Source organism: Streptomyces sp. NPDC001904 (assembly GCF_040297005.1).
GTDB lineage: Bacteria > Actinomycetota > Actinomycetes > Streptomycetales > Streptomycetaceae > Streptomyces.
This window is the reverse complement of the sequence record NZ_JBEOYI010000017.1, coordinates 32,548-45,346: the sequence shown is the minus strand read 5'-3', so window position 1 is coordinate 45,346 and position 12,799 is coordinate 32,548. Positions and strand designations below refer to the sequence as shown.

The 12,799-nt window shown below is 71.1% G+C and carries 15 protein-coding genes; 14 read left to right on the top strand and 1 reads right to left on the bottom strand.

Annotation, left to right across the window (positions count from 1 at the left end; all coding sequences use genetic code 11):
* Positions 1–2 precede the first annotated feature (2 nt).
* The 14 genes from ABT127_RS24840 to ABT127_RS24775 all read left to right on the top strand — a co-directional run bounded on the left by ABT127_RS24840 (position 3) and on the right by ABT127_RS24775 (position 12,152).
* Complete coding sequence (locus ABT127_RS24840) at positions 3–386, top strand: NADH-quinone oxidoreductase subunit A (RefSeq protein ID WP_111663797.1); 384 nt, start codon at positions 3–5, stop codon at positions 384–386.
* A gap of 11 nt (positions 387–397) precedes the next feature.
* A complete protein-coding gene (locus tag ABT127_RS24835; protein WP_502971774.1) occupies positions 398–1,015 on the top strand; it encodes an NADH-quinone oxidoreductase subunit B in 618 nt (205 codons plus the stop codon).
* The gene (locus tag ABT127_RS24830) at positions 1,012–2,052 is read left to right on the top strand and encodes an NADH-quinone oxidoreductase subunit C (protein ID WP_351454014.1); all 1,041 of its coding nucleotides are present in this window, start codon (positions 1,012–1,014) and stop codon (positions 2,050–2,052) included. Before ABT127_RS24835 ends, ABT127_RS24830 begins: the two co-directional genes overlap by 4 nt.
* On the top strand, positions 2,049–3,017 hold the full coding sequence (locus ABT127_RS24825) for a complex I subunit 1/NuoH family protein (RefSeq protein ID WP_351454011.1): 969 nt from the start codon (positions 2,049–2,051) through the stop codon (positions 3,015–3,017). The genes ABT127_RS24830 and ABT127_RS24825 overlap by 4 nt, the downstream gene beginning before the upstream one ends.
* Positions 3,017–3,589 carry a NuoI/complex I 23 kDa subunit family protein gene (locus ABT127_RS24820; RefSeq protein ID WP_351454008.1) on the top strand — a complete coding sequence of 191 codons (573 nt, stop codon included), beginning with the start codon at positions 3,017–3,019 and terminating at the stop codon, positions 3,587–3,589. The genes ABT127_RS24825 and ABT127_RS24820 overlap by 1 nt, the downstream gene beginning before the upstream one ends.
* Positions 3,586–4,170, top strand: coding sequence for an NADH-quinone oxidoreductase subunit J family protein (locus tag ABT127_RS24815; protein WP_351454005.1), 585 nt, complete (start codon positions 3,586–3,588; stop codon positions 4,168–4,170). Before ABT127_RS24820 ends, ABT127_RS24815 begins: the two co-directional genes overlap by 4 nt.
* The gene (nuoK, locus tag ABT127_RS24810) at positions 4,170–4,571 is read left to right on the top strand and encodes an NADH-quinone oxidoreductase subunit NuoK (RefSeq protein ID WP_351454003.1); all 402 of its coding nucleotides are present in this window, start codon (positions 4,170–4,172) and stop codon (positions 4,569–4,571) included. The genes ABT127_RS24815 and nuoK overlap by 1 nt, the downstream gene beginning before the upstream one ends.
* Positions 4,568–6,598, top strand: coding sequence for an NADH-quinone oxidoreductase subunit 5 family protein (locus tag ABT127_RS24805; RefSeq protein ID WP_351454000.1), 2,031 nt, complete (start codon positions 4,568–4,570; stop codon positions 6,596–6,598). The genes nuoK and ABT127_RS24805 overlap by 4 nt, the downstream gene beginning before the upstream one ends.
* 6 nt (positions 6,599–6,604) lie before the next feature.
* A complete protein-coding gene (locus tag ABT127_RS24800) occupies positions 6,605–8,179 on the top strand; it encodes a complex I subunit 4 family protein (RefSeq protein WP_351453998.1) in 1,575 nt (524 codons plus the stop codon).
* Positions 8,176–9,714, top strand: a complete 1,539-nt coding sequence (locus tag ABT127_RS24795; RefSeq protein ID WP_351453995.1) for an NADH-quinone oxidoreductase subunit N — start codon at positions 8,176–8,178, stop codon at positions 9,712–9,714. The genes ABT127_RS24800 and ABT127_RS24795 overlap by 4 nt, the downstream gene beginning before the upstream one ends.
* A 92-nt stretch (positions 9,715–9,806) precedes the next feature.
* Positions 9,807–10,280, top strand: a complete 474-nt coding sequence (locus ABT127_RS24790) for a large conductance mechanosensitive channel protein MscL (RefSeq protein ID WP_351453992.1) — start codon at positions 9,807–9,809, stop codon at positions 10,278–10,280.
* Between the two features lie 180 nt (positions 10,281–10,460).
* Positions 10,461–11,327, top strand: a complete 867-nt coding sequence (gene htpX / locus ABT127_RS24785; RefSeq protein WP_351453989.1) for a zinc metalloprotease HtpX — start codon at positions 10,461–10,463, stop codon at positions 11,325–11,327.
* The gene (locus tag ABT127_RS24780; RefSeq protein WP_351453987.1) at positions 11,324–11,716 is read left to right on the top strand and encodes a YccF domain-containing protein; all 393 of its coding nucleotides are present in this window, start codon (positions 11,324–11,326) and stop codon (positions 11,714–11,716) included. The genes htpX and ABT127_RS24780 overlap by 4 nt, the downstream gene beginning before the upstream one ends.
* 163 nt (positions 11,717–11,879) lie before the next feature.
* Entirely contained in the window at positions 11,880–12,152 is a 273-nt protein-coding gene (locus tag ABT127_RS24775; RefSeq protein WP_111663809.1) for a GlsB/YeaQ/YmgE family stress response membrane protein, read from the top strand.
* A gap of 68 nt (positions 12,153–12,220) precedes the next feature.
* Here ABT127_RS24775 and ABT127_RS24770 read toward each other — a convergent pair whose 3' ends face one another.
* Positions 12,221–12,700, bottom strand: coding sequence for a phospholipase (locus ABT127_RS24770; protein WP_351453984.1), 480 nt, complete (start codon positions 12,698–12,700; stop codon positions 12,221–12,223).
* Between the last annotated feature and the right edge of the window lie 99 nt (positions 12,701–12,799).

Sequence of the window (12,799 nt, the reverse complement as noted above, 5' to 3'; positions counted from 1 at the left end):
ACGTGACCGTCATCGCGGCGGACTACTTCCACTCGTACTCGGTGGTCGGGCTGCTCGCCGTCGTCGGCGTGCTCTTCGTCGCCGTGGCCTTCGGCGCGGGACGGCTGCTGCGCCCGGTGGTGCCCACCCCGGAGAAACTCCTCACGTACGAGTGCGGTGTCGACCCCGTCGGCGAGGGCTGGGCCCACACCCAGGTCCGCTACTACGTGTACGCGTTCCTCTACGTGATCTTCGCGGTCGACTCGATCTTCCTCTTCCCCTGGGCCACGGTCTTCGCCGCGCCGGGATACGGCGCCACCACCCTGGTCGAGATGTTCATCTTCCTCGGCTTCCTCGCCGTGGGCCTGCTGTACGCATACAAGAAGGGCGTCCTTACGTGGGCGTGAGTGACGTGGACGTGAGTGATGTGACTTCCTCGGAGCCGGTGGCGCTGCCCGATCCCCTGGGCCCGAAAAGGCTGGGCGTGCTCTCGCGCCTGGCGCCCGAGCCGATGAAGGTGGTCCTCAACTGGGGCCGCCGCTACAGCCTGTGGGTCTTCAACTTCGGACTCGCCTGCTGCGCCATCGAGTTCATCGCCGCGTCCATGGCCCGGCACGACTTCATCCGCCTCGGCGTCATCCCGTTCGCGCCGGGACCGCGCCAGGCGGACCTGATGGTCGTCTCGGGCACGGTCACCGACAAGATGGCCCCGGCCGTGAAGCGCCTGTACGAGCAGATGCCCGAGCCGAAGTACGTCATCTCCTTCGGCGCCTGCTCCAACTGCGGCGGCCCCTACTGGGACTCGTACTCGGTGACGAAGGGCGTCGACCAGATCATCCCGGTCGACGTCTACGTGCCCGGGTGCCCGCCCCGCCCCGAGGCGCTGCTCCAGGGCATCCTCAAGCTCCAGGAGAAGATCGCGCGCGAGTCGCTGGGCGAGCGGTACGCCTCCGCCGACGCGGCCGCGGGACGTCCCTCGGCGGCGGCGCTGAGCAGCGGCCTCGTCGAGCCGCCGAAGCCGGGGGAGGGCCGATGAGCGCGGGCTGGCTGCCGGACCCCGTCGAGGAGCTCTTCGGCGCCGGGGCGACGGCCGAGGAGGCGTACGACCTGCTGACCGTGGACGTCCCGGCCGCGGAGTGGACCGCCTCCCTGGAGACGGCCCGTACGCGCCTGGGGTGCACGTACTTCGACTGGCTGAGCGCGGTCGACGAGCCCGGCGCCGGGTTCCGCGTCTGCGCGCACGTCGCGGCCGTCGCGCCCGGGTCCGTACGCCGTCTGCTGCTGCGCACGACCGTCTCCCACGAGGCGCCGGTGCTCGCGTCGGCGGTCGGCGTGTACGCGGGCGCCGCCTGGCACGAGCGCGAGACGCACGAGATGTTCGGCGTCGACTTCACGGACCATCCCGGGCTCGACCCGCTGCTGCTGCCCGACGGCTTCGAGGGGCATCCGCTGCGCAAGGACTTCGTGCTCGCGGCGCGGGTCGCGAAGGCGTGGCCGGGGGCCAAGGAGCCGGGTGAGTCCGCGGCCGGGCACGGCGGGCCCAAGCGCCGCCAGATGCTGCCGCCCGGCGTGCCCGACCCGAACGAGTGGGGCCCGCTGAAGGGCCAGCTGCCGCCCGCTCCGGCACGGCCCGCGCGGGGCGCCGGGCGTGCTGCCGGTGCCGCTGCCGGTACGGGTGCCGGTGCCGCCGGGGAGCGTCCGGCGCGACGCACCCGGTCGGCGAGCCAGGGGTCGGCGAGTCAGGCGGCTCCCGAGACGGCCGCGGCGGCGCCGGAGACTCCGCCGGAGGCGCCGGAACGTCCCGCTCGGCCCGCCCGCCGTGCGCGCAGCGCGTCGCAGGGCTCGGCGAGCCAGCGGCCCGAGCCGACGACGGAGGCCGAGCCGACGCCGGAGCCGGCGCCCGGGCCCGCGGCGAAGCCCCGGACGAGCGACGCCCCGTGGCACCACGCCAAGCCCGCGTTCGACGAGGAGCCGAAACCGGCCGCGCCGCCGGAACCGGCGGCCGAGGAGCACCCCCCTGCCGGCTCCGCCGACTCCGACGACTCCGCCACCACCGAGGGAGGCACGCAGTGAACGACGCTCTCGACGTCGCCCTGCGCCTCGTCGTCGTCTTCGTCGCCTTCCTGGTGCTGCCCCTGGTCGTCGGCCAGACCGAGCACAAGGTCATGGCCCACATGCAGGGCCGGCTCGGCCCGATGTACGCGGGCGGTTTCCACGGCTGGGCCCAGCTCGTCGCCGACGGCGTCAAGTTCGCGCAGAAGGAGGACGTGGTCCCGGCCGACGCCGACCGCCGTGTCTTCCAGCTCGCCCCGGCCGTCGCCCTGCTGCCCTACCTCCTCGTGCTGCTCGCGATCCCGGTCGGGCCGGGCGACGGCGCGGTCGGCCAGGTCATCGACGCGGGCATCTTCTTCGTGCTCGCCGTGCTGGGCGTCGGCGTGCTCGGCTCGCTGATGGCGGGCTGGGCGAGCGCCAACAAGTTCTCCCTGCTCGGCGGTCTGCGCACGGCCGCGCAGCTGCTCGCGTACGAACTGCCGATGCTGCTCGCGGCGGCCTCGGTCGCCATGGCCGCCGGAACGGTCTCGCTGCCCGGCATCCTCGACGCCTTCGAGTGGTGGTGGCTGCCCTGGCAGATCGTCGGCGCGCTCGTCTTCTTCGTGGCGGGCCTCGCCGAACTCCAGCGGCCGCCCTTCGACATGCCGGTCGCCGACTCCGAGATCATCTTCGGCGCGTACACCGAGTACACGGGCCTGCGCTTCGCGCTGTTCCTGCTCGCCGAGTACGCGGGCATCGTCGTCCTGTGCGGCCTGACCACCGTCCTCTTCCTGGGCGGCTGGCACGGCCCGTGGGGCGCGGACGGCCTCGGCTGGGTCTGGACCCTGCTCAAGACGGCCGTCCTCGCCTTCGTCGTGATCTGGCTGCGCGTCTCCTACCCCCGTCTCCGCGAGGACCAGCTCCAGAAACTCTCCTGGACCCTCCTCGTCCCGCTCGCCCTGGCGCAGATCGCGCTCACCGGCATCGTGAAGGTGGCGATCTCTTAATGCCCCCGATTCCTGGGTCCGGCCTCGCCAAGGGCCTCGCCGTCACCCTCCGCACGATGACGAAGAAGACCGTCACCGCGCAGTACCCGGACACCCAGCCCGAACTCCCGCCGCGCACCCGCGGTGTGATCGGCCTGTTCGAGGAGAACTGCACGGTCTGCATGCTGTGCGCCCGCGAGTGCCCGGACTGGTGCATCTACATCGACTCCCACAAGGAGACGGTGCCGCCCGCCGTGGAGGGCGGCCGCGAGCGCTCCCGCAACGTCCTCGACCGCTTCGCCATCGACTTCTCCCTCTGCATGTACTGCGGTATCTGCATCGAGGTGTGCCCCTTCGACGCGCTGTTCTGGTCCCCGGAGTTCGAGTACGCCGAGACCGACATCCACGAACTCACCCACGAGCGCGACAAGCTCCGCGAGTGGATGTGGACGGTGCCGGCCCCGCCCGCGCTCGACCCGGCGGCCGAGGAGCCCAAGGAACTCGCCGCCGCCCGCAAGGCCGCGGAGAAGCTGGCGGCGGCGCAGGCGGCCGAGGCGGCCCCCGCCGCGCCCGGAGAGGAGAGCACCGGATGACCGGCCCCGCAGCCCTCGCGGCACCGGCCGCCGGCAGCCACGGGTTCCTCTCCCCGACCGGCGTCGAGATCGCCTTCCTCCTCGTCGGCCTGGTCACCTTCGGCGCCGCGGTCGTCACCGTCACCACCAGGCAGCTGGTGCACGCCGCCCTGTGGCTCGTCGTCGCCCTCGGCGGCCTCGCCGTCGAGTACCTCCTGCTCACCGCCGAGTTCATCGCGTGGGTGCAGGTCCTCATCTACGTCGGTTCCGTCGTGGTCCTCCTGCTCTTCGGACTGATGCTGACCCGGGCGCCCATCGGCCGCTCACCGGACGCCGACAGCCCCAACCGCTGGGCGGCCCTGACCGTCGCGGTGGCCTCCGCCGCGGCCCTGGTCTGGGTCGTCGTCGACGCCTTCCGCACGACCTGGATCGACCTGGACCACGGCGCCGCCCAAGGCAGCACGGCGGTCACCGGCTCGGTCCTCTTCCGGCACTGGGTGCTGCCCTTCGAAGCCCTGTCGGTGCTGCTGCTCGCGGCGCTGGTCGGCGCGATCGTCCTGTCCCGCAAGAAGAACGCCGGAGCGAAGGAGGGCGACCGCTGATGCATCTCGCCTATCCCACCGTCCTCGCCTCCCTCCTCTTCTGCACCGGCCTGTACGGCGTACTGGCCCGCCGCAACGCGATCCTGGTCCTGATGTCGGTCGAGCTGATGCTCAACGCCGTCAACCTGAACCTCGTCGCCTTCGACGTCTGGCTGCGCGACACCCTGCACGCCGGCCAGGCCCTCACCCTGTTCACCATCGCGATCGCCGCCGCCGAGATCGGCATCGGCCTGGCGATCGTCCTGGCCGTGTACCGCAACCGCGGCACCTCGGACATCGACAGGCTCCGCGACGCCGCCGAACCGCACGACCCGGCCGACGACCCGCACGACCCGTCCGGTCCGTCGGGGGCCCCGGCCGACGAACCCGGCGCCGAGGAGAAGGCAGAGGCCACCGCGTGACCACCACGACCCTCGCCGTCCTCGTCCCCCTCCTGCCCTTCCTCGGAGCCGTCGCCGGACTCCTGCTCGGCCGCACCGCGCCCGGGTTCGTCCGCCCGCTGGCCGTCCTGCCGACGCTCGCCGCGCTGATCCTGGCCGCGGCGGTCGCCGTCCAGCAGGGCGGCGGCTCGGGCAACGGCACCACGGCCCTCGACGCGCACACCGAACTCACCCCGACCGGCTCCGTGCCGATCGAACTCGCCCTGCACATCGACGGCTTCGCCGCCCTCGTCGCCGTCCTGGTCGGCCTGGTCGCCACCTGCGTCCAGCTGTACTCGACGGGCTATCTGCGCGACGACCCGCGCTACCCGTCGTACGCCGCGATCGTCTCCCTCTTCACCTCCGCGATGCTGCTCGTCGTCTACACGGGCGACCTGATGGTGCTGCTGGTCGGCTGGGAGGTCATGGGCATCTGCTCGTACTTCCTCGTCGGCCACTACTGGGAGACCCCCGAGGCGCGCGCCGCCTCCCTCAAGGCCTTCCTCGTCACGAAACTCGGTGACGTCCCCTTCCTGATCGGCCTGTTCGCGCTCGCCACGGACGCCGGCTCCTTCCGCATCACGGCGATCCTGGGCAAGGTCACGAGCCAGGGCGGCCTCGACCACCCGACGCTCATCGCGCTGCTGCTGCTCGCCGGAGTGGCGGGCAAGTCCGCGCAGTTCCCGCTGCACACCTGGCTGCCCGACGCGATGGCGGGCCCCACGCCCGTCTCCGCGCTGATCCACGCCGCGACGATGGTCGCCGCCGGTGTCTACTTCGTCGCCCGTCTCCTCCCGGTCTTCGCCGCCTCGCGGGCGGCCCTGATCGTGCTCGCGGTGATGGCCGGCGTCACGATGCTCGGCTCGGCACTCGCCGCGCTCGCGCAGGACGACATCAAGCGCGTCCTCGCGTACTCGACGATCGGCCAGCTCGGCTACATGACCGGCGCCCTGGCCGTCGGCGACCGCGGTGCCGCCGTCTTCCACCTCCTCACGCACGGCGCCTTCAAGGCGCTGCTGTTCCTCGCGGCGGGCGTGGTCATCCACGCCGCCGGCACCAACTCACTGGCCGCGATGTCCCGCATGGGCAACCTGCGGGCCCGCGTCCCCGACGCCTTCTGGACGATGACCGTGGCGCTGCTCGCGCTCGCCGCGATCCCGCCCTTCAGCGGCTTCTTCTCCAAGGAGGCGGTCCTCGGCGCCGCCGAGCACACCGCCACCGGTCACGCCGTCGGCGGCCAGGCGATCCCCGCCGCGTCCGGCTGGATCGTCCTCGTCGCCGCCCTGTTCACGGCCCTGCTCACCGCCGCGTACGCGACCCGGCTGTGGCTGCTGGCCTTCAACGGCCGCGGACCCGAGGCCCCCGACCACGGCAGGCAGCCGGTCGTGATGACCGCCGTGCTGTGGATCCTGGCGATCCCCTCCTTCGCCCTCGGTCTGTCCTTCCTGCGGCTGCCCGACTGGTTCGACGGGCACTCGCTCGCCCCGACGCTGACCACCTCGGTCCTCGGCACGGGCTTCGCCCTCGTCGGCGGCCTGGTCACCTACGCGGCCTGGCGGCACACCACCGCGATGGCGGCCCGCGCCACCGTCCCGATCGGTGCCGTCGCGATCGACACCGAGCAGGGCGACGGCGGGCTCGTCGAGGCCGAGGCCATCGCGAGCCACGCCCCGGCCTACGGAGACGTCGCGAGCGCCCCCGACCCGGCCGACCCGGGCCGGCTCGTGCTGGGCCCGCTGCACCGGCACGCCGCCGCCGGCTTCCACCTGGACGCCCTCTACACGGCTCTCTTCGTCCGCCCCGTCCGGGCCGCCGCCGCACTGGTCGGCTTCCTGGACCGCGCGGTCGTCGACACCTACGTCCGCGCGGCGGCCGAGGCGCCCAAGGCGCTCGGCTGGGCCGTGCGCCGCGCCCAGACCGGAAACGTGCAGACCTACCTCAGCGCCCTGCTCGCAGGCACCGTCGTCCTGGTGGTCGCCGTCGTCCTCGTCGCCACCGCCGGAGCGTGAGCAGCCGTGATCGATATCAGCGAATCCGTGATGCAGTTCCTTCTCGCACTGATCGTCGTCGGCCCGCTCATCGGCGCCGTCCTCGCCCTGCTGCCGGCCCCGCCCGGACTGAAGGGGAAATCCCCGGACCAGGCCGTGCTCCGCCACGGCGTGACCGTGACCGGCGCGATCCTTCTCGCCGCGATCGTCCTCGCGCTGGGCTTCGACCACGACCAGCCGTCCAGGATGCAGGCCACGACGGACATCAGCTGGATCCCGGCGCTGCACGTGCGGATCCACCTCGGCATCGACGGCATCTCCCTCCCCCTCCTGGTGCTCACGGCGCTGCTGACGTTCCTGTGCGCGCTGTACTCCTACTTCAAGATGCCGTCGGGCCCGTCCCCCAAGGCGTTCGTCGCCCTGATCCTGCTCCTGGAATCGGGCACGCTGGCCACCTTCGCCGTCCTGGACCTCCTGCTCTTCTTCCTCGCCTTCGAGATGGTGCTCATCCCGATGTACTTCCTCATCGCCCGCTGGGGCGGTGCCGACCGTGCCGCGGCGGCCTGGAAGTTCATCCTGTTCACCCTGCTCGGCTCGGTCGTGATGCTGCTCGGCATCCTCCTTATCGGCGTTAAGTCGGGCACCTTCGACATGGTGGCACTCGCCACTGACAACGGCCGGGGCCTGAGCACGTCCGTGCAGGTCGTCGCCGTTCTGGCGATCGGGATCGGGCTCGCCGTGAAGACCCCGATGTGGCCGCTGCACAGCTGGCTGCCGGACGCCCACACCGCCGCCCCGACCGTCGGCTCGGTCCTCCTCGCCGGTGTGCTGCTGAAGATGGGCACGTACGGGTTCGTCCGGATCCTGCTCCCCGTCGCCCCCGACGGCTTCCGCACGTTCGCGCCCTACCTCGCCGCCCTCGCCGTCATCGGGATCATCTACGGATCCCTGGCCTGCCTGAACCTCGCCAAGCAGGGGGCTAGGGGCGACCTCAAGCGCCTCATCGCCTACTCGTCCGTCGGCCACATGGGCTTCGTGCTCCTCGGCATCGCCTCGATGAGCCCGACCGGCGTGAACGGCGCCCTGTTCGCCAACATCGCCCACGGCCTCATCACCGGTCTGCTCTTCTTCCTCGTCGGCGCCCTCAAGGACCGCACCGGCACCAGCGACCTCGACACCCTCGCGGAGCAGGGCGGCATGGCCCTGTACGGCAAGGCCCCGCGCCTGGGCGGACTGCTCGCCTTCGCCGCCGTCGCCTCGCTCGGCCTGCCCGGACTCGCCGGATTCTGGGGCGAGATGCTCGCCCTGTTCGGCGCGTTCCGGCCCGCGGGCGACCTCAGCCGTCCCGCCTTCCTCGTGTTCATGGCCATCGCCGCGCTCGGCACCCTGCTCACCGCCGCGTACATGCTCATCCTGGTCCGCCGCGTCTGCATGGGCCCGCGCCCGCAGCAGGCCCCGGCGCTCGCGGACGTACGGGCGTACGAGTTCGCCGCCTGGACCCCGCTCGTCGCCCTCACCGTCCTCGCGGGCCTGTGGCCCGCCGCCCTGCTCGGCCTCACGAACCCGGCCGTGCAGAAGCTCCTCGCAGGAGGCCTGAAGTGATCGCCGTCGCCGCGCCCTCCGTGGCGTCCCTCGTCCAGTCCGTCGACTGGGTCGCGATCGCGCCGCCCGTGATCGCCGCCGTCGCCGCCCTCGTGGTCCTGGTCGCCGACCTCTTCGTGGGGGACGCGCGCAAGGCGGTCCTCGGCTGGATCTCCGTCGCGGGCCTGGCCGCCGCCGCGCTCGCGCTGATCCCGCTGATCGGCGACGAACGCTCCACCTTCTGCCTCACGGGCGCCCCCTACGAGGCGTGCAGCTACACGGCGGACCGCTTCACCCTCGTCGTCCAGTTCCTGGTCCTCGCGGGCGCCCTGCTCACCGCGCTCCTGTCGATCAGCGCGCTCAAGGACGCGAAGAACGCGGACAAGCCGCTCCCCGAGGGCGAGTACTGGTTCCTGCTCCTGTCCTCCGCCGCGGGCGCCGCGCTGCTGCCCGCCTCCCGGGACCTGGCCACGCTCGTCGTCGCCCTGGAGGTGGCCTCGCTGCCCGCCTTCGCCCTGGTCGGGCTCAAGCACGGCGACCGGCGCTCCTCGGACGCGGCCCTGAAGTTCTTCCTGTCCTCCGTCACCGCCACCGCCGTCACCCTGCTCGGCGTGAGCTTCGTCTACGCCACCACGGGCAGCCTGCACCTGACCCGCGTGGCCTCGGAACTCACCCACGTGAACGGTCAGTTCCACACCCTCGCGCAAGCCGGCGTCGCGCTCACCCTCGTGGGCTTCGCCTTCAAGACGGCCGCCGTCCCGTTCCACTTCTGGGTACCCGACACCTACGTGGGCGCACCGCTGCCGATCGCCGCCTACCTGTCGGTCATCGGCAAGGCGGTCGGCTTCTCCGGGCTCATCCTCGTCACCGTCGTCGCGTTCCCGTCGTACGCGAACGTGTGGGGCCCGGCGCTCGCCGCCCTCGCCGCGCTGACCATGACCGTCGGCAATGTCGCCGCCCTGCGCCAGCAGGCCACGCGCGCGTACAGCGCCGTACGGCTGCTCGCCTGGTCCTCCGTCGGCCAGGCCGGGTACCTCCTGGTGCCGATCGCCGCGGCCGCGTACTCCGACGACCCGCAGAAGTCGATCGGCTCCACGCTCGCCTACGCCCTCATGTACGCGGCCGTGAACCTCGGCGCCTTCGCCGTGGCCGCCCTGGTCGCCCGCACGAAGCCGCTCAATCGCGTCAGCGACTACCAGGGCCTGTACGCCTCGCGCCCGCTCGCCGCGCTCGTCCTGGGCTTCTTCCTGCTGTGCCTCGCCGGGCTGCCGCCGGGCATCATCGGCCTCTTCGCCAAGGTCACCGTCTTCTCGGCGGCCGTCGACGCGGGCCTGGGCTGGCTCGCCGTCGTCATGGCGGTGAACGTCGTGATCGCGCTCTTCTACTACCTCCAGTGGACCGCGGCCCTCTTCCGCGCCCCCGAGGGCGAACCGTCGGCCCACCGGATCCCGGTGCCGCTCACCGCCGCGATCGCCCTGACGGCCGTCATCGGCGTGGCCCTCTCCGGGGCTCCACAGCTCATCCTTCACTTTGTGAACAATGGGCTGTTCTTGTAACAGGGTGACAAGCGTACAAGTCTCTTTGGTACGTTTTGGGGTCGCCTGGTTTAGGCATGCCCCAGTCAACCTCGATACCCAGGAGCAGTACCGTGCTGAGCGGGTTCAAGACATTCATCCTCCGCGGGAACATCATCACCACGGCCGTCGGCCTCGCCATCGGAACGGCGTTCACCGCTCTGGTGACGGCCTTCACCACCGCGTTCATCACCCCTCTCCTGGGGTGGGCCACCGGCTCCATCGGTGACTACTCCGACGCGGTCTTCGAGGTCGACGGGGTGAAGTTCTTCTACGGGAAGTTCATCGACGCCACGATCGCCTTCTTCATCACCGCGGCCGTCCTGTACTTCCTGATCGTCATGCCGATGATGAAGTTCCAGGCCCGCATGGACCGCAACAAGCCGGTCGACATCAAGGCCTCCCTGCGCGACTGCCCGCGCTGCTACGCGCAGATCCCGGGCATCGCCACCCGCTGCCCCCAGTGCACCAGCGAGATCGAGCCCGACCAGAAGGCTCTGGAGATCGCCGGGATGCTCCCCGAGCAGCAGGTGCAGGAGAAGGTCTGACCCGTACGGCCTACACGCGCACCCCGTCCTCCGGGCGTGCACAAGGGAACTAGTCCTCCTCGTCTGGCGTTGACCAGTACGGGAGGGTCCACTGGACAGGAACACGCGCGACACGCGCACCAGTGGCCAGCAAGAGACAGAGCAGTGGGTTCCCCTGCCGCACCACCAGGAGGGCGTACCGTGCACCGCCGGCACAACGGGCTGAAGACCGCCGTACTCCTCGGAGGGCTCTCCGCCCTCATTCTCGTGATCGGGAGTTTCTTCGGTCGTACGGGGCTGATCATCGGCCTCGTCATCGCCATCGGGACGAACGCGTACGCGTACTGGAACAGCGACAAGCTGGCCCTGCGCGCGATGCGGGCCCGCCCGGTCAGCGAGTTCGAGGCACCCGCCCTGTACCGGATGGTGCGCGAGCTCTCCACGCAGGCGAGGCAGCCCATGCCCCGGCTGTACATCTCGCCCACCGAGGCGCCGAACGCGTTCGCGACGGGCCGCAATCCGCGCAATGCCGCCGTGTGCTGCACCGAGGGCATCCTGCGCATCCTGGACGAGCGCGAGCTGCGCGGTGTCATCGGACACGAGCTCAGCCATGTCTACAACCGCGACATCCTGATCTCGTCGGTCGCCGGCGCCCTGGCCTCCGTGATCATGTTCCTGGTGAACTTCGCCTGGCTGATCCCGGTCGGCCGTTCCAACGACGACGACGGGCCCGGCATCTTCGGGATGCTCCTGGTCATGATCCTCGGCCCGCTCGCCGCGTCCCTCATCCAGCTCGCCATCAGCCGCTCGCGCGAGTACGAGGCCGACGCCTCCGGCGCGCAGCTGACCGGCGACCCGCTGGCCCTGGCCAGTGCCCTGCGCAAGCTCGACGCGGGGACGAAGCAGCTGCCGCTGCCACCCGAGCCCCGGATCGAGACGGCGAGCCACATGATGATCGCCAACCCCTTCCGCCCGGGCCAGGGAATGTCCAAAATGTTCTCCACGCACCCGCCGATGGCCGAGCGCATCGCGCGGCTGGAGCAAATGGCAGGAGGCCCCCGCCGGTGAAGACCGTCCTGAACGTCATCTGGCTCGTCCTGAGCGGCTTCTGGCTGTTCCTGGGCTATCTGTTGGCAGGCGCGCTGCTCTGCATCACGATCATCGGCATCCCGTTCGGCATCGCCGCGTTCAGGATCGGCGTCTACGCCCTGTGGCCCTTCGGGTACACCACGGTCGAGCGCGGGGACGCCGGCGCGCCCTCCTGCGTCGGCAATGTGCTCTGGCTGGTCCTGGCGGGCTGGTGGCTGGCGCTCGCCCACATCTTCACCGGCATCGCCCTGTGCGTGACGATCATCGGCATCCCGTTCGGCATCGCCAACTTCAAGATGATCCCGATCTCGCTCCTGCCGCTCGGCCGTGACATCGTCCGCACCGACCAGCCGTTCGCGGCGCGGTAGGACCCGGCCCGGACCGCACCCGATTCCCCGCACCCGATTCCCCTCAACCGCAACCGTAACCGGCCTACTTGTCGTCTTTCAGGGCAGTAGTGGATCAAGGGATCGCGACGTCGTCGCAGCGCCCGTCCACAGCAACGCCCCATGAAAGAGAGGCAGTCACGGCATGGGCATCATCAGCTGGATCATCCTGGGCCTGCTCGCCGGTGCCATCGCCAAGATTCTGCTCCCGGGGCGCGACCCGGGCGGCCTGGTCGGCACCACGCTCATCGGGATAGCCGGCGCCTTCATCGGCGGCTGGATATCGGCGCAGTGGCTCGACAGGCCCGTCAGCAAGGACTTCTACGACGGCGCGACCTGGGTCTCCGCGATCGGCGGCGCGCTCGTGCTGCTGATCCTGTACCGCATCTTCTTCGGCAACTCCCGCGAGCGGCACTGAGCCCGCTCCGGCCCACGCGGCCCGCACACCACCGCTCCTGCGCGCGTGGTGTGCGGGCCGCGCTGTCGTCAGACCGTCGTCCTGGTGCCGTCGACCGCGGCGCTGGAACCGAAGGCCTTCACGGCCTGGTAGTAGGTCCAGGCGGTCGAGTCGCACGAGGTCTTCTTCAGGCCCGAGTAGCCGGCGCAGACGCGCTTGAGGTCCGCGTAGAAGGCGTCGTCGAGGCGTGACTTGCTGGTGGTGAACGTGCCGGCCGCCTTGTGGTTGCGGTACCCGAAGTCGTGCCGTGCGCAGGCCGTCTGGAAGGGGAAGCCGAAGGGGTTGTCGGGGGACGTGGTGCAGTAGTCGGTCGACCAGTCGAAGCCGTACGCCGACCAGGCACCCTGGTTGCCGCGGGCCGCGACCCAGGCGTCGTAGCTGGCCGCGCTGGTCTGCGTCCAACTGCTCAGCACCTGCGCCTTGTCGGCCGGTGCGGCTGTGGCGGGGGAGGCGAACGCCACGATTCCGGACACGGTGGCGACGAGCAGGGTGGCGAGGCGACGACGCATCTGATTCCTCCAGCGGGCGGGCGCGGGGTCTTTCCCGGCGCGGCACGCCCCAGGCTGGGAGCCGTTGCTATGCGAAGCCTTCACGGGGGCTATACGGAA